Source organism: Sphingomonas sp. Leaf67 (assembly GCF_001421965.1).
In the GTDB taxonomy this organism is placed as follows: domain Bacteria; phylum Pseudomonadota; class Alphaproteobacteria; order Sphingomonadales; family Sphingomonadaceae; genus Sphingomonas.
Genome location: NZ_LMLP01000019.1, coordinates 84,861 through 102,883, shown reverse-complemented (window position 1 = coordinate 102,883; position 18,023 = coordinate 84,861). Strand labels below are relative to the sequence as shown.

Here is an 18,023-nt window from a genome sequence, read left to right as displayed (position 1 = left end):
CCCGGGGGCACGGCTGCGGAACGGCGGCCGTCGGGCCACGTTGTGTGGGCGATGCGAGGCGACGTGGATCTGGACGGGGGCAGCAGCGAACGGGCGCGGCGCGACGATCATCGCATCGCGCTGGAAATTGCCGGTACCGACAGCGGCACCGACCCGTTCGTCGCAGCGGTGCGCGCGACCCGGATGCCGATGGTCGTCACCAACCCGCGGCTGCCGGACAATCCGCTGGTCTTCGTCAATGACGCCTTTTGCCGCCTGACCGGTTACGACCGTGACTGGGTGATCGGCCGCAACTGCCGCTTTCTGCAGGGTGAGGACAGCGACCCCGCGGCGGTCGCGCAGATCCGCGCGGCGGTGGCGGCCGAAGAGTCGATCGAGATCGACATCCGCAACTATCGCCGCGACGGGACGGCGTTCTGGAACCGGTTGCTGCTGGCGCCTGTCCCCGACGCCGATGGCAAACTGGCCTATTTCTTCGCCAGCCAGCTCGACGTCACCGCCGAACGCGACCGGGTCGACGGACTCGAATCGACCAATGCCGCATTGCTCGCCGAACTGGCAGGCCGCTTCCGCGAACAGGAAGAGCGCGAACGCGAGATGTTGTTCGCGCTGGAGGCAGGGCGGTTCGGCACATGGTCCTTCGACCGCATCACGCGACAGCTGAGCATGTCGGCAATCTGCCGCGCCAATTTCGGTTTCGACACCGATTATCCGCCATCGCCTGCCGAAATTTCCGCGATCCTCCACCCCGACGATCACGCTGCGACGATAGCCGCGATCGAGGCGAGCCTTGCTGGCGAAGCGCTCGAGATCGAGGTTCGCGTCCGCGTGCCCGATGGCGAGACGCGCTGGATCGCCAGCCGGGGGCAGCCGACCCGTAACGCCGCGGGCGAGATCACGCGACTGACCGGCGTGTCGATCGACGTCACCGCGTACAAGCGGCTGGAACGGATGCGCGCGGCGATGGCCGAGCTGAACGAGATGTTGCGCCTGCCCGACGACCCGATCGAGATGACCGCCGCCGCCGCGCGCATCATCGGCGAGGCGCTGGGTGTCGACCGGGTCGGCTATGGCATCGTCGATCGCGCTGCCGAGACGATCACCATCGATCGCGACTGGAACGCGCCGGGCGTGGCCAGTCTGGCCGGGGTGCTCCAGTTCCGGGATTATGGCCACTATATCGACGATCTGAAACGCGGCGAGACGGCGGTGGTCGAGGATGCCCGGGTCGATCCGCGCACTGCCGACACCGCCGCCCAACTGGAATCGATCAATGCCCGCGCGTTCATCAACATGCCGCTCACCGAACTCGGCGGGCTGGTCGCGCTGCTGTACGCCAACCACGGCGAGCCGCGCGTCTGGCGCGACGACGAAATCGCCTTTATTCGCGAAGTCGCCGAACGCACCCGCGCCGCGACCGAACGCCGCCGCGCCGAACACGAACTCGCGGCGCTGGCATCGTCGCTCGAGGAACAGGTGGTCGACCGGACCAGGGCGCTGGTCACCGCCCAGGATGCGTTGCGCCAAAGCCAGAAGATGGAGGCGATCGGACAATTGACCGGCGGCGTCGCCCATGACTTCAACAATTTGCTGACCATTGTCCGCTCCTCGGTCGATCTGCTCCGCCAGCCTTCGCTCGCGCCCGAACGTCGCGAACGCTATCTCTCGGCGATCAGCGATACCGTCGATCGGGCCGCGAAACTGACCGGACAACTGCTCGCCTTCGCCCGCCGCTCGGCGCTCCAGCCCGAGACGTTCGACGCCAATGTCGCGGTCGCGGCACTAGGCGACATCATCCGCACGCTGGCGGGCTCCCGGATCGACGTGACGATCAACGCCAGCGCCGACCCGGCATTCGTCGATGCCGATCCGAACCAGTTCGACACCGCCATCGTCAATATCGCCGCCAATGCCCGCGACGCGATGCAGGGGGAGGGGCGGCTGACGCTGTCGATCGGGTGTATCGACGGCATTCCCGCCAGCGCGGCCGCCCCCGCCGTGCCGGGACGGTTCGTGGCGGTGACCATCGCCGACACCGGCAGCGGTATCGACGAGGAAACGCTCGGGCGCATGTTCGAACCCTTTTTCACGACCAAGGCGCTGGGCAAGGGCACCGGGCTCGGGCTCAGCCAGGTATTCGGCTTCGCCAAGCAATCGGGGGGCGAGGTCCGCGCGCGCAGCGTGCCCGGCAATACCGAATTCATCCTGTACCTGCCGCGCGCCGCCGCGCCGACCAGCAATGCCGCCCCGCTCCGCAACGATATCGAGCCGGGCGGCGGCGACGGGCTGCGCGTGCTGGTGGTCGAGGATAACGACGCGGTCGGCACCACCACCACCCATGCGCTGGAGGCGCAGGGTTTCATCACCGTCCACGCGGCCGACGGGCAGGTGGCGCTCGACCTGTTGGCGGACAACCCGCAGGGTTTCGATGTCGTGTTTTCGGACGTGATGATGCCGGGCATCGACGGCATGGAACTGGCGGCGCGGGTGCGGGATCGGTATCCGCAGCTGCCGGTGCTCCTGACCAGCGGCTATAGCGACGTGATCGTCCGCCACGGCACGATGGGGTTCGATCTGCTGCACAAACCCTATACCATCCGCCGGCTGGTCGTCGCGCTGCGCCGGACCGCGGGACGTTGAACACACCCCCGGTCGCGACGCCGCGCGGGTTCGTCGCACTCTATACGCTCGCCTATTGCGGGTTGTTCGTCGCATTCATGCCGTTCGTATCGATCCTGTTGCAGGTGAAGGTCGCTGCGATCGACCCCGCCAACCGGGTCGCTTTGCTGGGGCAGGTGGTGCTGGGCGGGGCGTTGATCGCCAGCATCGCCAATATCGCCGCCGGCTGGCTGAGCGACATCGGCTGGCGGCGCAGCGGCAGCCGGCGGTCGCCGATCGCAGTCGGGCTGGTGCTGATCGCCCTCGCTTTCGCAGCGATCCACTGCGCGCAGACGCCTGGCTGGCTGTTCGCGGCCATCGCCTTCTGGCAGGTCGCGCTCAACCTGATGTTCGCGCCGATGGTGGCGGTCATCGCCGACGAGGTCCCCGATGCCGACAAGGGGCGGGTGTCGGGCCTGCTCGGCATTTCGCACCCGATCGGGGTGTTGTCGGCGGCAGCGGTGACTGCCCCGATGTTCGTCGGCGAAGGCGCACGTTTCGCCGCCAACGTCGTGCTGGCGGCAGTGATGATCCTGCCGTTCCTGCTGTTCGTGCGCGAGCGGGGGGCGGGCGATGGGGCGTCGAACGATGACGCAGCAGCGGCGAGCGTCGTGCCGCGCGGCGACCTGATCCGTGCCTGGGTCGCACGACTGGCGATGCAGGTCGCGGGCAACGGACTGACCGCCTACGCCTTCTTCCATTTCGCCGACCGCTGGCGGGGCGACGGCGATGCGGCCGGACCGGTCGCGCGGGCGATGGCGATCGTCACCGCCGTGGTGGTCGTCGCCACCATTGTCGCCGGGCGCTGGTCCGACCGGGTCGGCGGGCGCAAGCCGTTTCTGGGCGGCGCGACGCTGTTGGTCGTGGCCGGACTGATCGGCATGGCAATCGCGCCGGGCTTCGTCGGTGCGGCGATCGGCTATGGCGTGACCCAGACCGGCTTGTCGGTGTTCCTCGCGCTGCATTCGGCGCTGGCGATGCAGTTGCTGCCCTCGCCACGGACCCGCGGGCGCGATCTGGCGATCCTGAACCTCACCAACACGCTGCCAGCCTGCGTTCCGCCGCTGCTGGCGGCGCTGGTGCCGGCAGGGGCAGGGCTGGGCGCGGTGTTCGTCGTGCTGGCGCTGGTCGCGGCGGGTGGCGGGCTGACCGCGCTGGCGATCCGGTCGGAGCGCTAGGCCCCGTCGCGCGTTGCCTGCACTTGCAGTTTTAGGGGAGCGCCCGATGATCCGTCTGTTCCATGTCAGCGACGTCCATTTCGGTGCGGAGGACAAGGACGCGATCGCATGGTTCGGTGAAGCGGTCGCGCGCGAACAACCCGATGCGATCATCATGACCGGCGACCTGACGATGCGCGCCCGCACCGCCGAGTTCGAGGCGGCGGCCGAATGGCTCGAAAGCCTCGGTCGTCCGGTCACGGTCGAGGTCGGCAATCACGACCTGCCGCTCTACAATCTCTTCGCCCGCTTCGTCCGGCCGTACAAACGCTACAAGCGACTGGAACGGATGATCGAACGCCCGCTGGAGATCGACGGCGTCGCGATCGTGCCACTCAAGACGACCGCCCGCTTCCAGTTCCGTTGGGACTGGTCGAAAGGCTATGTCGGGCCGAAGGCGCTGGCGCGCACGCTGCGGTTGATCGAACGCGTGCCGGAGGGGCGGATGATCTTCATCGCCGCGCACCACCCCCTCGTCGATGTCGGCACTAAATCCAGCGGCGAGACCGATGGCGGCCCCGCCGCGCTCGACGCCGTGGTGGCAGCGGGGGCGCATGCGGTGTTGTCGGGCCATGTCCACGACCCGTTCGATCTTCCCTATCGCACGGCCAAGGGGCGGTTGCGCATGATCGGCGCCGGCACGCTGTCGACCCGCACCCGTCGCGATCCACCGTCGTTCAACGAGATCCGGATCGACGGCGGTGCGTTCGAGACCATCGCGCGCAAAATGGGCGCGGCGGACGAACCAGTGACGATGGGCGACTAGAAGACTCCCCTGTTCGGTTCGCCGAAAAGCCTCTCGGGCGATACCGCTCCGAACGTCGCGAACGGAGCCACCTCTTGGCGTAACCCCGGCGAAGGCCGGGACCCAGTTGGGGGACGCTGGTGACTTACGGAAATGTCCTCCCGACTGGACCCCGGCCTTCGCCAGGGTAGGGGCAGAGGACTTTCGCAGACGTTCCGCGCAGGCAGGGAGCGACGGCAAACCGCAGCCGAAGCTGCCCCCCGCCGCTTCGAAACCAGCCCTTAGGACAAGCGCCGCCCGATCAACGTACCCTTGGTCCCGCGATTGACCAGTTCGAACCGGAAGTTCGGCCACCGCCGCCGCCAGCGCTGTGCGACCACGCGCTCGCCCGGCCGTGCGCCGTCGTCGAGCATCACCACGCCACCCACCGGCAAACGATCGAACAGCGTCTCGGCTGCGCCGCGAACATAGGGATGGATCGTCCATGGCGGCCCGTCGATCAGCAGCAGGTCGACCTGATCGGGCAGCGCATCGATATCGTACCAGACGCCCGGCCAGTCCCCCGGCGATTCGACCAGCGGTGCCGCGCGCAGATCGGCGGCGATACCGTGTTCGGCCAGCCATTCGCGCGTCGCGTCGACGAAGCCGGCATGCTGGTCGAAGCTGATCAGCTGCCCGCCGCCATGTTTGGCCAGTGCCGCGCCGGTCACCAGACTCGACGCGCCGGTGCCCAGCTCGACGACGGTGCGCGGCCGGTTGTCGGCGATCTGCTCGACGATCAGCGACAGATACCCGGTATCCGCCTTCCAGCTTCCCAGATTGGGCAGCGCGTCGGGGGCAAGGCCCAGTTCGGCCATCAACCGCGCCTTGTCGGCCCGCTTGCCGCCCGACAGGCTGCGCAGCAGCCACGGCCACTGGATCGCGCCGAACGCGATGGTGAACAGCTTGTCGGACAGGCTGCGGCGCAGTTCCTCGGGCCACAGGTCCGAATCGGCAAGCGGCAGCAACGAAGTCTTGGCACGCGAGGTCATGGCGTCTCTTGTTTTCGGCTCCGCCAGCGTGCGGACGGCCACTCGCTATACGGTTATGACCCAAACGAAAAGGGCGGCCCGATACCGGACCGCCCCATCGGGATCGCAACTGGCCGCAAACCGGAACCTTTCGGTACCGCGTGCGTGCGATGTTGTCCGAACGCAAGTCCGGCCCGCCTTCCCTTCCGACCACCCGAACACGATACGCCGTGGGTGACAGGACAAGAAAACGGGCCGGGATTGCGAAGCGCACCCGACCGGGCGCGCTTCCAGACGACGTTTAGCGCTTCGAGAACTGGAAGCTGCGGCGGGCCTTCGCCTTGCCGTACTTCTTACGCTCGACCGCGCGGCTGTCGCGGGTCAGGAACCCGGCGGCCTTGACCGGCGCCCGCAGGATCGGCTCGTAGCGGGTCAGTGCCTGGCTGATGCCATGCTTGACCGCGCCGGCCTGACCCGACAAGCCACCGCCCTTGACGGTGCAAATCACGTCATACTGACCATTGCGGTCGGCGACGCCGAACGGCTGATTGATGACGAGGCGCAGCGTCGGACGTGCGAAATACACTTCCTGGTCGCGGCCGTTGATCGTGATCTTGCCCGAACCCGGCTTGATCCAGACGCGGGCAACGGCGTCCTTACGACGGCCGGTCGCATAGGCGCGGCCATAGGCGTCGATTTCCTGCGCGCGCAGCGGCATGGTCGGACGGGGCGGTTCGACCGGAGCGGCGGGTGCTTCCGCGCCATCGGCCTGCGGGGCCGAAGCCTGCGGTGCGGCGGCCGGAGCTGCCGGGGCCTGCTGGCCGGTCAGGTTCGCGAGGTCGGAAAGGGACTGGCGGTTGTCGGACATTATGCGCCCACCTTGTTCTTGCGGTTCATGCCCGCGATGTCGAGAACCTCGGGGTTCTGCGCGCCGTGCGGATGCTCGGTGCCCTTGAAGATGCGCAGGTTGCGCATCTGTTCGCGGCCCAACGGTCCGCGCGGGATCATCCGTTCGACGGCCTTTTCAAGGACGCGCTCGGGGAAACGGCCTTCGAGGACCTTCTCGGCGGTGACCGCCTTGATGCCGCCGGCATAGCCGGTGTGCTTGTAATAGGTCTTCGTCTTCGCCTTGTTCGAGGTGAAGCGGATCTTGTCGGCATTGATGACGACGACGTTGTCACCGCAATCGACGTGCGGGGTGAACGACGTCTTGTGCTTGCCGCGCAGCACGTTGGCGATGATCGACGCAGCGCGACCGACCACCAGGCCGTCGGCATCGACGATATGCCATTTCTTCTCCACCTCGTGCGGCTTGGCCGACTTGGTGGTCTTCATGAGCGCCTTCATGGGCGTTGGACCTTTCGGAAGTTAACCGCATCCACCCCGAACCGGAGCGGTGCGAACGCTGGCCAAATGCCGAAAGGAGCCTCGGAAGTCAAGCAAACAGCGGCTTTGCTGACGGGTACCTAAATACCTGATGCCCGCCGGCCGGTCGCGTGCGCCGCCCAGGTGGTGGCGACGACCAGCATCGCGCCCACGAACTGGTGCAACGCCGCCACCTCGATCCGGACCCCGGTCATGACGGTCGCGATGCCCAGCAGGATCTGAAAGCCGAACGCGATATGTACAACCTTCGCCACCTTCGGGTGCCCGGCACGCTTGGCGGCGCGCGCCAGCACGATCAGCACCGCGACCGTCACCCACGCCCACCAGCGGTGGATGAAGTGAACGACATAGGGATCGTTGACGATCGCATCCAACGGGTTGCGCGCCGCCCATTCGTCCGCCGGAAAGAACCGTCCGTTCATCAGCGGCCACTGGTCGGTAACCAGCCCGGCATTCAGCCCGGCGACCCATGCCCCGAACAACAGCTGGACGAACAGCACCAGCCCTGCAACCGCCCCGACCGTAGTCATCCGCGCCGGCCGTGCATGGCGATCCGCCGCCAGTTCGCGCAGATCGAGCGCGGTCCACACCGTCCCCGCCAAAATCAGCAGCGCGTTGAGCAGGTGCACCGACAGCCGGATATGCGACACGTCGGTCCGCACCGACAGCCCCGACGCGACCATCCACCAGCCGATCGCCCCCTGCAGGCCGCCCAGCGCGAGGAGCGCCAGCAACCGCCCCTTATACCCCGCCGGGATCGCCCGTCGGACCCAGAACCACGCCAGCGGCAGCGCAAATGCCAGCCCGATCACACGACCGAGCAAGCGGTGGATATATTCCCAGAAGAAAATGCCCTTGAACTGGGCCAGCGTCATGCCCTGATTGAGTAGCTGATATTCGGGAATGCGCCGGTAATTGGCGAACTCCGCCTCCCATTGCGCGGCGTTCAACGGCGGCAGCGTGCCCGACAACGGCTTCCATTCGGTGATCGACAGCCCGGATTCGGTCAGCCGGGTAATGCCCCCGACCACGACCATCGCGACGATCAGTGCGGCCACCCACCACAGCCAGCGGGCGACTGCACCCGGCCGGGCGCGCGAGGGGAGGGGAGGAGCAAGCATCGTCGGCATTTAGCGTTCGCGTGGGTCGTTCGAAAGGGGCGTGTTTCGCTTTACCCGCCCCGGCTTGCCGCTACGGTGCCGCGATGCCGAAAGCCCGCCCATGACGATCGAAGCGCTGGTCGCGCGCTACGGCCTTGCCGCGCTGCTGCTCGGCGCGGGCGTGGAGGGGGAGACGGTCGTCGTCCTCGGCGGAATCATGGTCCAGCGCGGCAGCCTGCCCTATGTCGGCGCGATCCTCGCGGCGGCGATCGGCTCGTTCATTGCCGACCAGCTCTTCTTTGCTGCCGGCCGCCGGTTTCGCGATCATCCGCGCGTGGTGCGCTGGCGCGGCAAGCCGGCCTTCGTCCGTGCGCTGACCACGTTCGAGCGGCATCCGACGCTATTCGTTTTCGCCTTCCGCTTTCTCTATGGATTGCGCACCGTCAGCCCGGTCGCGATCGGCACTACCCGCCTGCCGCTGGCGCGCTTCGCGATCCTCAACGGATCGGCGGCGCTGCTATGGGCGACGATCTTCGTGTCGATCGGCTACTGGTTCGGGCATGGCCTGAGCGAACTGATCGGACGCTGGCTGCCGTCGTGGCAGGTGCTGGCCGGCGGCGGCATCGCGTTCGCCGTCATCGCCGGCCTGACCTGGTGGTGGAAACGACGCAGCTAATTCCTCCCGGTACGGGAAGGATATCAGTCGCCCTTGCGCCCCAGTTTCTCTACCCGGGCGATCACTTCTTCGCACACCGCCGGGGACACGAACCTGGCGATCGATCCGCCATACATCGCGATCTCCTTGACCAGCCGCGACGCGATCGGTTGCAGCGAGACGTCCGCCATCAGGAAGACCGTTTCGATCCGGTCGTTCAACTGCTGGTTCATGCCCGCCATCTGATATTCATATTCGAAGTCGGCGACCGCGCGCAGCCCCCGCACGATCACGCTCGCGCCCTGCCGCTCGGCAAAGGTCATCAGCAGCGCATCGAACGCGACGACGCGAATGTCGCCGCCAACGCCGGCAACCTCGCGCTCGACCATCGCCAGCCGTTCGTCGAGCGAGAACATCGGTGATTTCGACGGATTCGTCGTCACCCCGATCACCAGCCGGTCGACGAGCTTCGCGCCGCGCCGGATGATATCCATATGCCCGCGCGTGATCGGATCGAAAGTGCCGGGATAGACGCCGATCCTCACCGATCACGCTCCAGCACATAGCGGGCGATAGCGCGCAGCAGGTCGGCTTCGTGGCCGAAATCGCGCAGATGCTCGATCGACTGCTCCACCAGCATCCGTGCCTGTTCACGCGCACGATCGAGGCCGAGGAGCGACAGGAACGTCTCCTTGCCCGCCTCGCCGTCCTTGCGCAGCGCCTTGCCGACCGCCGCCTCGTCGCCCTCGACGTCGAGAATGTCGTCGGCGATCTGAAAGGCGAGGCCGATGTCGCGCGCGAACCCGCGCAGCGGGGTGCGCTGATCGGCTGGCAGCCGACCGAGGATCGCGCCCGCTTCGACCGAACAGGCGATCAGCGCGCCGGTCTTCATCGCCTGCAACCGGGTGACGGTGTTCAGGTCGAAGCTCGTTTCCTCGGCCTCGAGGTCCATCGCCTGGCCGCCCGCCATGCCCGACGGGCCGGACGCGTGCGCCAGATCGGCGATCAGTTCGATGCGGACATGACTGTCGGGATGGGTCGCCTCGTGCGCCAGAATCTCGAACGCCAGCGCGTGCAGGCAATCGCCGGCAAGGATCGCGGTCGCTTCGTCATACGCCTTGTGCACCGTCGGCTTGCCGCGACGTATGTCGTCGTCATCCATCGCCGGCAGATCGTCATGGATCAGGCTGTAGACATGGATGCATTCGATCGCGAGCGCGGCGCGCGCGGCGCGGCTCCGCTCGACATTGAACAGGCGCGCGGTCGCGAACACCAGCAGCGGCCGCAGCCTTTTGCCGCCGCCGATCGCAGCATGGCGCATCGCGCGGTACAGGTTCGCGCGCGGATCGCCGGGAACCGGCAGCAGCGCGTCGAACTGGCGATCCATCTCTGCCGAGACTTCCCGAAGGGCGGCGTTCAGCGACACCGGCGGCGCGATCGTCGCCATTATTGTGCGTCGAACGGCTGGGTCGAGGCGCGCCCTTCGGCATCGACCCGGATCGCCTCGATCCGCGCCTGCGCCGCATCGAGCCGCGCGGCGCATTGCGCGCGGAGCAGGTCGCCCCGGGCATACAGGTCGATCGCGGTCTGGAGGTCTTCCTGACCCGTCTCCAGCCGGCTTACGATTCCCTCGAGTTCGCGGAGCGCATCTTCGAAGGACAGGGCGGAAACATCGCGTTCGTCGGACATAGGCGACGCTATGGGGCAGGGGGCAGGGCGATTGCAACCGGGGAGCCGGGGTTGGTATGCGTTTTGGTCGATGGCAGTGATCCAGGGCGACGGTATGAACAGGATGCGGTGCATAGCGTTTCTATTGCTGATGACCGCCTGCGAACCCGTCGATCAGGAACGGATCCGCACCGTAGCCGCCTTGGAGGTCGTGCCGCGTGACGAAGCGGATCGCCGTTTGCTCGTGGAGATTTTCCGCCGCCATGCGCTGGCGGCTGGTTTTCATGTCGATGACGTATCGCGGAAGTGGCAGCAGTTCGAACGGACATCCGCCCTTCCTCCGTCATTCCATAGCAGTTTTAACGTAGGGGTCTGGCAGGGGGCTGATGATGAGGAGAACCAGATGCTGGCGGACGATCGGGGTCATATCGGACGGATATGGATTACGTTTCCCAAAGGGGCTGATGCGGACCGTGCCACGCAATTTCGCGAAGCGTTAATCGCGGACATCGATCGGCATTAGCCGGCTAGTCATGCTATTCCTATTCTTCCGACAGGCGCGCTGCCCTTCGCGAAAGATTTGATACTGGTCGGCAAAACTTACCGGATCAGGCCGGAGGCTCGCCAGCGCCATCTACTTGCCGACCGATCGCCGCTGTAGGAGCGCGGAATGCAGGTATCGCTATTCGGTTGAAAGATAGTCCCCGATCGCGTCCCAAGCCGCCTGCTTCGCTGCCACCCCCACCGTATGCAACGGACTGCTCGACGGCAGCGCCAGCGTCTCGACGCCGGCCACCATGCCGCGTCCGGCCTTCCACGCCGTCCCGCCATTGAACGCCACCAGCCGCAACGCGGGCAGGGTCGCGACGAGCGCCGCCACATCGTTCGCGGTCGCATCGCGGATCGCGGCGTCGCTGCTGCCCGGCCGGGTCGCGCTCGCCACCACGTCCCATAGCCCGATCCCCGCCGTCCGGAGCGCCGCCAACCGATCGTCATACGCAAGCGCAGGCAGCTCGACCCCGATTACCGGCGACAGCAACCGCCAGAACTGGTTCTGCGGATGCGCGTAATAGCGCCCCGCCGCCAGCGACGCATCACCCGGCAGGCTGCCGAGGATCAGCACGCGTGTCCCCGCATCGACCACCGGCGGGAACGACGCCTTGCGCGTCACACCGCCTGTCCCGCCGCCCAGCCGCTCGACCATGCCCATTGGAAATTATAGCCGCCGAGCCAGCCGGTCACGTCGACCGCCTCGCCGATCACATACAGGCCGGGCAGGTGCTTCGCCGCCATCGTCTTCTGGTTCAGGCCATCGGTCGCGACCCCGCCAACGGTCACTTCGGCCTTGGCGAACCCTTCGGTACCGTCGGGATGGAATTGCCAGCCCGACAGCCGGCGTTCGATATCGCCCAGCACCGCATCGCGCGCATTGCCGAGTTCGCCCGTCACCTCGAATTTTGCCGCCAGTGCCTCGGCCAGTCGGTCGGGCAGGGCCGCGCCCAATGCCGATCGCAGCCCGGCACGCGGGCGCGCCCGCTTGGTGGCGAGCAGCCAGCCCGGTGGCTGGTCGGGCACGAAATCGATCGTCACCGCCTCGCGATGCCGCCAATAGGACGATGCCTGCAGGATCGCCGGCCCCGACAGCCCGCGATGGGTGAACAACGCCGCCTCGCGAAACGTCGCCTTGCCCGCGCCCGCAACGACCTCGGTCGCGACCCCCGACAAGTCGCGGAACAGCGCGTCCCCGGGCGGCAGCGTCAACGGCACCAGCGCCGGCCGCGGCTCGACCAGCTTTAGGCCGAAGCGCTTGGCAAGGTCGTAGGCAAAGCCGGTCGCGCCGAGCTTGGGGATCGAAGGCCCACCGGTCGCGACGACCAGCGCCGGTGCCGTCGCGTCGAGATCGCCATGTCGCACGGTGAAGACGCCATCGGCATGGGTCACGTCGCGGATCGGCTGGCCCAACCGGATGTCCGCCCCCGCCGCCTCTTCGAGCAGCATCGCCACGATCTGTCGGGCCGATCCGTCGCAGAAGAGTTGCCCCAGCGTCTTCTCGTGCCACGCGATTCCGTACCGGTCGACCAGCGCGAGGAAGTCCTGGGCGGTATAGCGGCCCAGCGCCGACCGCGCGAATTGCGGGTTGGCCGAGACATAGCGGTCCCAATTCGTCCCGATATTGGTGAAGTTACAGCGCCCGCCACCCGAAATGACGATCTTGCGTCCCGGCTCCGATGCATGGTCGACGACCAGCACCCGCCGGCCACGCTGTGCGGCGATGCCGGCGCAGAACAGGCCCGCACCGCCCGCGCCGAGGATGATGGCGTCGTGACTGGTCATCCCCGGCCCTTCGCACGGGCGGCAGGTGAGGTGAAGGGGTCAGCCCCGCACCACGACCTTCATCAACTGTCCCGGCACCAGCCGCGCGCCGTCCTCCAGTCCGTTCAGCGTCAGGAAGCGGTCGCGCTGGAAATCGGGATAGGCCATCTGCCGGCTGAGCGAGTCTACCGTGTCGCTCGCTTTTACCGTGACGATGCGGATGCGCTTGCCGACGATCGCATTCGCCTCGGCCTGGCTCAGCGTGCCGAAGCTGTCGAGCAGCGATTCGAACGGGCCGATGCCGCGTCCGGCGGGCGTCACGATCTGGAAATAATAGGTCGCCGATGGATAGCGATAGGCGACGACGGTGACGTCGACCGCCTGATTGTTCGCGTTCGCGCGCACCGTGCCGATCGCCGCTTCGGTGCCGTTGATCCGCGTCCGCTCCGGCTCGCCGACATTCTGCGCGCCCAGCGCCGTCAGCCGCTGGCGCACGATGCTCGCCGGATCGCCCGCTGGCCCCATTCGGAACTCGGCCTGTCCGCCTTGCCCGGCGATGGTCACCGCATCGGTGCCGTTCTGCAACGCATAGCCGGCAGGCGCTGTGAAGCGGACGCGCAGCGCGGGGTGTTTGAAGGTCGTGCCGTCGATCACGCCCTGCGCGGGATCATCGTCATAGCGCAGCCCGTCCAGCATCCGCAGATAGGTCACGTCCTGCGCCGGCTGCGTCGTTGCGCGGCCCGCCTGCTGCGCCAGTGCCTGTGCGCGCCGGACGCGATCGGCGCCATTGGGGTGGGTGCTCATCCACGTCGGTACGGCATTGCCGCCCCGTCCGCTGGTCTGCGCCGCCAGCGCCTGCGCTTCGTTCAGCTGGACCAGTGCGTCGGCCATGCCCGACGGCGAATAGCCCGCCGCCGTCGCATAGCGGACGCCGAACTGATCGGCCTGATATTCCTGATTGCGGCTGTACGACAGGGTGTAGAGCTGCGACCCGACCCCGGCGATCCGCCCGACAAGATCGCTGCCCGTCACCGCCCCCAGTAGCGTCGCGCCCAGCGTGCCCAGCGTCGAACGCGTGCTGCGCGAATTGCTATGGCGGGCGGCGACATGGCCGACCTCATGTCCCATCACCGCCGCCAGTTCCGCTTCGCTGTTCATCAGCGCCAGCAACTGCCGCGTGATGTAGACATAGCCGCCGGGGATCGCGAAGGCGTTCTCGACCGGCGAATTGAGCAGCGTCACCGTGAAGTCGCCGCTGGCGTTCGACAGGCCCGACTGCACCGCCACCCGCTTGCCGACGCGCTCGACATAGGCGGACTGCGGCCCCGAATAGCGGCCGCCATATTGCGCCAGCAACTGCGGATTGGCCTGCGCGCCCTGTGCGCGGTCGTTCTGCGAGATCGATCGCGTCTGCGCCGCCACCGGGGTCGTGATCGTCGCGGCGCACAGCATGGCCGCGGTCCAGATCCGTTTCGTCATCTTAGGCAGTCCCCCGTTCAGTCTCGTTCGGAATACGTTGCGATACGACAACGGTTCCGTCGCTCAGCTGAACAACTCGCCCTGCGCCCCGGCCGGCGGGCGGAACAGATCGCAGCGCAACGGCGCGTGGCCGCCCGTCAATCCGTGCCGACGACAGGCGATGGCGAAGCGCGTCGCCAGCAACTGTCCCCACACGCCTTGCCCGCGCATCCGCGAATGGAATCCCGGATCATTGTCGCGCCCGCCGCGCAGCGACCGGACGATCGCCATCACTTTTCCCGCGCGATCGGGAAAATGCGCCTCCAGCCATGCGCGGAACAGCGGCGCCACCTCATGCGGCAATCGTACCGGCAGGAAATAAGCACCCTTCGCCCCCGCCTGCGCCGCGCGTTCGATCAGATGTTCGACCTCGTGATCGGTGATCGAGGGAATGACCGGCGAGATCGAGACATAGGTCGGTATCCCCGCCGCGCTCAGCTTCGCGACTGCGTCCAGACGCTTGGCCGGATGCGGCGCACGCGGCTCCAGCGTCCGCGCGATCACCGGGTCGAGCGACGTCACCGACAGCGTGACGCTCACCAGCCCCTTGGCCGCCATCGGTGCCAGCAGGACGATGTCGCGCACCACCCGGTCGGATTTGGTCGTGATGGTCAGCGGATGATTCGTCTCCGCCAGCACCGCGATACAGTCGCGCGTGATCCGCCATTCGCGCTCGATCGGCTGATAGGGATCGGTGTTGGTCCCCATCGCGATCGGCTGCGCGACATAGCCGGGCTTGCCAAGTTCGGCACGCAGCAACGCCGCCGCATCGGGTTTGGCGAACAGCTTCGTCTCGAAATCCAGCCCCGGCGACAGGTCGTGATAGGCATGGCTCGGCCGCGCGAAGCAATAGATGCAGCCATGTTCGCAGCCCCGATACGGGTTGATGCTCCGATCGAACGGCATGTCCGGCGACGAGTTCCGGGCGATGATCGTGCGTGGCTGTTCGATCGTCACCGTCGTCCGCAGGACCGGCTCCGCGCCATCGACTGTCTCCCGCCAATCGAGCCAGTCGCCGTCCGCATCGCGAGACGGCAGTGCGAAACGGTTGCTCACCGCATTCTCGGTCGCTCCACGGGCAGGACGGTTGCGCATTGCGCGATCCTATCGCTTCCATTAGAACGAAGCAAGAACAAGGGAGAAAGGCTATAATGGCGCGATTGAACTATCTCGAACTGCCGGTGGCGGAGACCGGACCAGCGGCGGATTTCTACGCGAAGGTGATGGGCTGGACCTTTACCGCTTACGGCACGGATTATGCCGCGACGACGACCGGCGATACCGATCTGGGGCTGGACGCCGATACGCGATTGACGGTCATGCTGCCCGTTATTCAGGTCGAGGACCTCGAAGCGACGCTGGCTGCGGTCGAAGCCGCCGGGGGCACGGTCGTCGAGCCGATCTTCGCTTTCCCCGGCGGACGCCGGTTCCACTTCCGCGATCCCGACGGGCATGTGCTGGCGGCGATGGTGCCCGAATAACCCCTATCGTTCGAGCAGGCGCGGCATAAGCTCGACGAAATTGCACGGCCGGTGGCGGCTGTCGAGCTGTTCGGCAAGGATGCCGTCCCAGCCGTCCTTCACCGCGCCGGTCGATCCGGGCAGCGCGAAGACATAGGTGCCGCGCGCGACACAGGCGGTCGCGCGCGACTGGATGGTAGAGGTGCCGATCTTGGCATAGCTTTGCCAGCGGAACAGCTCACCGAAACCGGGGATCAGCTTGGTCGCGATCCGCTCGACCGCTTCGGGCGTCACGTCGCGGCCGGTAACCCCGGTGCCGCCGGTGGTGATGATGCAGTCGATCGCAGCGTCGTCGATCCACTGGTTCAGTCGCGCGACGATGGTGTCGATATCGTCCCGGACGATCGCGCGGTCGGCAAGGGCATGGCCCGCGCCCTCGACCCGCGCGACCAGCGTGTCGCCCGACCGATCCTCGGCCAGCCCCCGCGTGTCCGATACGGTCAGTACCGCGATCCGCACGGGCACGAAGGCCCGGCTTGCATCAATGGGCATCGGCGACGCGCGTCCGGCCGGTCTTGCTCACGCGGATCGCGGCGGCACCCGGCAGGCCGGGGAATTTCGGCCACATCCCCTGCGCCAGCGCGGCGCGGCTGGCCGACGGCTTGCCCGCCTGCTTCTCATACATCCAGTAATTGCGCAGCACGGTCATCACATAGCCGCGCGTCTCCCAATAGGGGATCGATTCGATATACATCAACGGATCGCCGCCGTCGCGCAACTGGACGTTCCATGCTTCGACCGGGGTCGGCCCGGCATTATAGGCCGCGATGATTTTCGGCAGCAGCCCGCCGGTGAACGGCCGGTCGCGCAACTGCTCCAGATAGCTTTGTCCCACCGCCATATTGACCTGCGGTTTCGACAGCGCCGACTTTTCCAGCTGCAACCCGTGCGCGCGGGCGTAATCGGTCAGCGCACCGGGCCGGATCTGCATCAGCCCCGTCGCGCCGGCCGGGCTGACGACACCGGCATCGAAGCGCGATTCCTGCAACGTGTGTGCGAACACCAGCGCCTTATCGACGCGCCAGCCACCCTCGGGCGTCCAGTCGGGGGCGGGATAGCGCGCCTCGACCAGCGGCCGGGCACCCTGCGGTCCGTTATGCGACAGCCACAATTGCGTCGCGGGCAGGTTCAGGCTGCCGCACAAGCGGGTCAGCGCCGGATAGTCGCCGGCGCCGCCGATTCGCGCCTGATATCGCAGCAACTTGTCGGCCAGCGCGCCTTCGCCGATCTCGGTCAGCGCGGCGGCGACCTTGACGTTCGACCGGCGCTCGAGCGCGCGCCAGTCGTCGGTCGCCGGCGCGCGCGATGCCGCATCGGCCCCGTCGATCAGCCCCAGCGCCTGCCGCGCCAGCAACCCGTAATAGGTTTCCCCATATTGCGCCGCCGTCTGCAACCGCCCCTGCACCAGATCGGGCCGCCCGCACGCAATGTCGGCACGCGTCGCCCAGTACAACCCGGCCGAGCGCAATTCGGTATCGCCCGCGCGCTGCGCGACGCTGGCAAACGAGGTCTGGGCCGCCGCGCAATCCTGTTGCCGCCACGCCGCCAGTCCCTGCGTCCAGTCGGCCTGCGCCGCCCAGTCGCCCGAGCCGCGCTGCGCCACCGCCGCCAGCCGGCGGGCATTGGCATCGTCGCCCGCCACGAAATAGATCCACGCGACCCGCCCGCGCATCTCGGTCAGCGCCTCGGGAGTCAGGTCCGACTCGCGCGTGGCGATCAGCGCTTCGGCGGCGGCACCGTCATCGACCTTCACGAACGGCTTCATCGCGTCGAGCAGTTGCGCGGCGGCCGCGTCACTGCGCGCCGCCTTGGCGCGCAGCCGCACTGGCGCGGCATCGAACCACACCAGCTTCTGCTGCATCGGCAATTCGGGCAGGGTTTCGGCCCCGCGCAGCTTGGCAAGGCGGGCAAGATCGGGGGCGTGCGGCAGGTCGGGTGCCTCGGTCAGCAGCGCCAGCAACTGCGGCAGCTCGACCTTCGGCGATCCCTTGGCCGTATAGAGTTCAGCCCGGGCGACGGCATGCAGCGGCCCCGGCTTCATCGCACTGAGCCGCAATTGCGCATCGGCCCAGCGCCCGCCACGAATCGCCGCGAACACCTGCGTATAGGCATCGCGATCTTCGGCCGACAATTGCGGCGGCACCCGCGCCTCGACCGGGGTCCGGGCGACGCTCGCCAGCGTCGGCGCCTCGCCGGCATAAGCGGGGAGGGCGGGCAGCATCAGCGCCGCGAA

The 18,023-nt window shown here is 67.4% G+C and carries 19 protein-coding genes; 6 read left to right on the top strand and 13 right to left on the bottom strand.

The window, feature by feature from the left end:
- Positions 1 to 51 precede the first annotated feature (51 nt).
- The 3 genes from ASE90_RS09960 to ASE90_RS09950 are packed head-to-tail and all read left to right on the top strand — an operon-like array spanning position 52 to position 4,641.
- Positions 52 to 2,640 (top strand): PAS domain-containing protein, encoded by a 2,589-nt coding sequence (locus tag ASE90_RS09960; RefSeq protein ID WP_055999582.1) that lies wholly within the window; start codon positions 52 to 54, stop codon positions 2,638 to 2,640.
- Positions 2,637 to 3,836: an MFS transporter gene (locus ASE90_RS09955; RefSeq protein WP_055999580.1), complete on the top strand. Its 1,200-nt coding sequence runs from the start codon at positions 2,637 to 2,639 to the stop codon at positions 3,834 to 3,836. The genes ASE90_RS09960 and ASE90_RS09955 overlap by 4 nt, the downstream gene beginning before the upstream one ends.
- A gap of 46 nt (positions 3,837 to 3,882) precedes the next feature.
- Positions 3,883 to 4,641 (top strand): metallophosphoesterase family protein, encoded by a 759-nt coding sequence (locus tag ASE90_RS09950; RefSeq protein ID WP_055999577.1) that lies wholly within the window; start codon positions 3,883 to 3,885, stop codon positions 4,639 to 4,641.
- 260 nt (positions 4,642 to 4,901) lie between these two features.
- Here the strand turns inward: ASE90_RS09950 and ASE90_RS09945 are convergent, their stop codons facing one another.
- From ASE90_RS09945 to ASE90_RS09930, 4 genes are all read right to left on the bottom strand, one after another.
- Entirely contained in the window at positions 4,902 to 5,651 is a 750-nt protein-coding gene (locus tag ASE90_RS09945) for a class I SAM-dependent methyltransferase (RefSeq protein ID WP_055999574.1), read from the bottom strand.
- 280 nt (positions 5,652 to 5,931) lie between these two features.
- Positions 5,932 to 6,498, bottom strand: a complete 567-nt coding sequence (rpsI, locus tag ASE90_RS09940; RefSeq protein WP_082449699.1) for a 30S ribosomal protein S9 — start codon at positions 6,496 to 6,498, stop codon at positions 5,932 to 5,934.
- Positions 6,498 to 6,977: a 50S ribosomal protein L13 gene (gene rplM / locus ASE90_RS09935; RefSeq protein WP_082439099.1), complete on the bottom strand. Its 480-nt coding sequence runs from the start codon at positions 6,975 to 6,977 to the stop codon at positions 6,498 to 6,500. The genes rpsI and rplM overlap by 1 nt, the downstream gene beginning before the upstream one ends.
- A 119-nt stretch (positions 6,978 to 7,096) precedes the next feature.
- Positions 7,097 to 8,146: a COX15/CtaA family protein gene (locus ASE90_RS09930; protein WP_082449698.1), complete on the bottom strand. Its 1,050-nt coding sequence runs from the start codon at positions 8,144 to 8,146 to the stop codon at positions 7,097 to 7,099.
- Positions 8,147 to 8,237: 91 nt separating this feature from the next.
- On the opposite strand from ASE90_RS09930, the gene ASE90_RS09925 reads away from it, so the two are divergent.
- Positions 8,238 to 8,792 carry a DedA family protein gene (locus ASE90_RS09925; protein WP_055999571.1) on the top strand — a complete coding sequence of 185 codons (555 nt, stop codon included), beginning with the start codon at positions 8,238 to 8,240 and terminating at the stop codon, positions 8,790 to 8,792.
- A 23-nt stretch (positions 8,793 to 8,815) separates the two neighbouring features.
- Here the strand turns inward: ASE90_RS09925 and coaD are convergent, their stop codons facing one another.
- Genes coaD through ASE90_RS09910 form a run of 3 tightly spaced genes read right to left on the bottom strand, consistent with a single transcriptional unit; the run spans position 8,816 to position 10,460 of the window.
- On the bottom strand, positions 8,816 to 9,316 hold the full coding sequence (coaD, locus tag ASE90_RS09920) for a pantetheine-phosphate adenylyltransferase (protein ID WP_082449697.1): 501 nt from the start codon (positions 9,314 to 9,316) through the stop codon (positions 8,816 to 8,818).
- Positions 9,313 to 10,218, bottom strand: a complete 906-nt coding sequence (locus ASE90_RS09915; protein ID WP_055999568.1) for a polyprenyl synthetase family protein — start codon at positions 10,216 to 10,218, stop codon at positions 9,313 to 9,315. Before ASE90_RS09915 ends, coaD begins: the two co-directional genes overlap by 4 nt.
- Complete coding sequence (locus ASE90_RS09910; RefSeq protein WP_055999565.1) at positions 10,218 to 10,460, bottom strand: exodeoxyribonuclease VII small subunit; 243 nt, start codon at positions 10,458 to 10,460, stop codon at positions 10,218 to 10,220. The genes ASE90_RS09915 and ASE90_RS09910 overlap by 1 nt, the downstream gene beginning before the upstream one ends.
- Positions 10,461 to 10,530: 70 nt before the next feature.
- Here ASE90_RS09910 and ASE90_RS09905 point away from each other — a divergent pair, with 70 nt between their 5' ends.
- Positions 10,531 to 10,962, top strand: coding sequence for a hypothetical protein (locus tag ASE90_RS09905; protein WP_055999561.1), 432 nt, complete (start codon positions 10,531 to 10,533; stop codon positions 10,960 to 10,962).
- Positions 10,963 to 11,121: 159 nt separating this feature from the next.
- Here the strand turns inward: ASE90_RS09905 and ASE90_RS09900 are convergent, their stop codons facing one another.
- From ASE90_RS09900 to ASE90_RS09885, 4 genes are all read right to left on the bottom strand, one after another.
- The gene (locus tag ASE90_RS09900) at positions 11,122 to 11,643 is read right to left on the bottom strand and encodes a DNA-deoxyinosine glycosylase (protein WP_082449696.1); all 522 of its coding nucleotides are present in this window, start codon (positions 11,641 to 11,643) and stop codon (positions 11,122 to 11,124) included.
- The gene (locus ASE90_RS09895; RefSeq protein ID WP_055999555.1) at positions 11,607 to 12,773 is read right to left on the bottom strand and encodes an NAD(P)/FAD-dependent oxidoreductase; all 1,167 of its coding nucleotides are present in this window, start codon (positions 12,771 to 12,773) and stop codon (positions 11,607 to 11,609) included. Before ASE90_RS09895 ends, ASE90_RS09900 begins: the two co-directional genes overlap by 37 nt.
- Positions 12,774 to 12,812: 39 nt before the next feature.
- Complete coding sequence (locus ASE90_RS09890; protein WP_082449695.1) at positions 12,813 to 14,231, bottom strand: M48 family metalloprotease; 1,419 nt, start codon at positions 14,229 to 14,231, stop codon at positions 12,813 to 12,815.
- A gap of 63 nt (positions 14,232 to 14,294) precedes the next feature.
- Positions 14,295 to 15,365, bottom strand: coding sequence for a PA0069 family radical SAM protein (locus ASE90_RS09885; RefSeq protein WP_055999552.1), 1,071 nt, complete (start codon positions 15,363 to 15,365; stop codon positions 14,295 to 14,297).
- Positions 15,366 to 15,421: 56 nt separating this feature from the next.
- Here ASE90_RS09885 and ASE90_RS09880 point away from each other — a divergent pair, with 56 nt between their 5' ends.
- A complete protein-coding gene (locus ASE90_RS09880) occupies positions 15,422 to 15,751 on the top strand; it encodes a VOC family protein (RefSeq protein WP_055999549.1) in 330 nt (109 codons plus the stop codon).
- A gap of 3 nt (positions 15,752 to 15,754) precedes the next feature.
- Here the strand turns inward: ASE90_RS09880 and moaB are convergent, their stop codons facing one another.
- Positions 15,755 to 16,282, bottom strand: a complete 528-nt coding sequence (moaB, locus tag ASE90_RS09875; RefSeq protein WP_055999546.1) for a molybdenum cofactor biosynthesis protein B — start codon at positions 16,280 to 16,282, stop codon at positions 15,755 to 15,757.
- Positions 16,272 to 18,011, bottom strand: a complete 1,740-nt coding sequence (locus ASE90_RS09870) for a lytic transglycosylase domain-containing protein (RefSeq protein ID WP_056000128.1) — start codon at positions 18,009 to 18,011, stop codon at positions 16,272 to 16,274. Before ASE90_RS09870 ends, moaB begins: the two co-directional genes overlap by 11 nt.
- Positions 18,012 to 18,023 lie beyond the last annotated feature (12 nt).

What these genes read in the sequence shown, in the direction of transcription:
- ASE90_RS09930 (WP_082449698.1), bottom strand. Translation starts at nt 8,146, where the DNA reads ATGCCGACGATGCTTGCTCCTCCCCTCCCCTCGCGCGCCCGGCCGGGT.
- ASE90_RS09960 (WP_055999582.1), top strand. Translation starts at nt 52, where the DNA reads ATGCGAGGCGACGTGGATCTGGACGGGGGCAGCAGCGAACGGGCGCGG.
- ASE90_RS09885 (WP_055999552.1), bottom strand. Translation starts at nt 15,365, where the DNA reads ATGCGCAACCGTCCTGCCCGTGGAGCGACCGAGAATGCGGTGAGCAAC.
- rpsI (WP_082449699.1), bottom strand. Translation starts at nt 6,498, where the DNA reads ATGTCCGACAACCGCCAGTCCCTTTCCGACCTCGCGAACCTGACCGGC.
- ASE90_RS09945 (WP_055999574.1), bottom strand. Translation starts at nt 5,651, where the DNA reads ATGACCTCGCGTGCCAAGACTTCGTTGCTGCCGCTTGCCGATTCGGAC.
- ASE90_RS09905 (WP_055999561.1), top strand. Translation starts at nt 10,531, where the DNA reads ATGGCAGTGATCCAGGGCGACGGTATGAACAGGATGCGGTGCATAGCG.
- ASE90_RS09950 (WP_055999577.1), top strand. Translation starts at nt 3,883, where the DNA reads ATGATCCGTCTGTTCCATGTCAGCGACGTCCATTTCGGTGCGGAGGAC.
- moaB (WP_055999546.1), bottom strand. Translation starts at nt 16,282, where the DNA reads ATGCCCATTGATGCAAGCCGGGCCTTCGTGCCCGTGCGGATCGCGGTA.
- ASE90_RS09890 (WP_082449695.1), bottom strand. Translation starts at nt 14,231, where the DNA reads ATGACGAAACGGATCTGGACCGCGGCCATGCTGTGCGCCGCGACGATC.
- ASE90_RS09870 (WP_056000128.1), bottom strand. Translation starts at nt 18,011, where the DNA reads ATGCTGCCCGCCCTCCCCGCTTATGCCGGCGAGGCGCCGACGCTGGCG.
- ASE90_RS09900 (WP_082449696.1), bottom strand. Translation starts at nt 11,643, where the DNA reads ATGGTCGAGCGGCTGGGCGGCGGGACAGGCGGTGTGACGCGCAAGGCG.
- ASE90_RS09910 (WP_055999565.1), bottom strand. Translation starts at nt 10,460, where the DNA reads ATGTCCGACGAACGCGATGTTTCCGCCCTGTCCTTCGAAGATGCGCTC.
- ASE90_RS09915 (WP_055999568.1), bottom strand. Translation starts at nt 10,218, where the DNA reads ATGGCGACGATCGCGCCGCCGGTGTCGCTGAACGCCGCCCTTCGGGAA.
- ASE90_RS09925 (WP_055999571.1), top strand. Translation starts at nt 8,238, where the DNA reads ATGACGATCGAAGCGCTGGTCGCGCGCTACGGCCTTGCCGCGCTGCTG.
- ASE90_RS09895 (WP_055999555.1), bottom strand. Translation starts at nt 12,773, where the DNA reads ATGACCAGTCACGACGCCATCATCCTCGGCGCGGGCGGTGCGGGCCTG.
- rplM (WP_082439099.1), bottom strand. Translation starts at nt 6,977, where the DNA reads ATGAAGGCGCTCATGAAGACCACCAAGTCGGCCAAGCCGCACGAGGTG.
- ASE90_RS09880 (WP_055999549.1), top strand. Translation starts at nt 15,422, where the DNA reads ATGGCGCGATTGAACTATCTCGAACTGCCGGTGGCGGAGACCGGACCA.